The following is a 432-nucleotide window of genomic DNA, read 5'->3' on the forward strand; positions in this document are numbered from 1 at the left end:
TGTCGGGCGTAATTGCGTTGAGCGCCGTCGGCCGATTGAGCGTGATCCATACCGCATCGGCACGAACTTCGACCAGAACGCTTTGCTCCGGCTTGATCTTTTTAGACGTCGTCACTGTTCTCACCTCGACAACAAGTATTTGACTTTTGGGTCAATTAATAATTTAGTCAGTAAAATTATAGACCAACGAATAAAATCTGCAAGCTTAGGCTCTGCACATCCGGGGAAGAGACATCGTCATGTTGCAGCTCGAGGGTATTCGTATTGTCAGCCTGGCTGAGCAATATCCCGGGCCCTACGCGACGCTTCTGATGGCCGATCTTGGGGCCGACGTCATCCTCGTCGAGCGTCCGGGCATCGGAGATCCCGCGCGGCAGTTTCCGGCGTTCCATGCCGCGCTCAATCGCAATAAGCGCTCGGTGGCGCTCGATC

General features: G+C 54.2%; 1 protein-coding gene. It reads left to right on the forward strand.

The window, feature by feature from the left end; genetic code table 11:
• Nucleotides 1–239: 239 nt before the first annotated feature.
• Nucleotides 240–432 (forward strand): CoA transferase (locus tag AACY52_RS31695; protein WP_339561610.1); only part of this gene is annotated, 193 nt, incomplete at its 3' end.

The organism is Pseudomonas sp. EA_65y_Pfl1_P113, assembly GCF_963970525.1.
In the GTDB taxonomy this organism is placed as follows: Bacteria; Pseudomonadota; Gammaproteobacteria; order Pseudomonadales; family Pseudomonadaceae; genus Aquipseudomonas; species Aquipseudomonas tritici.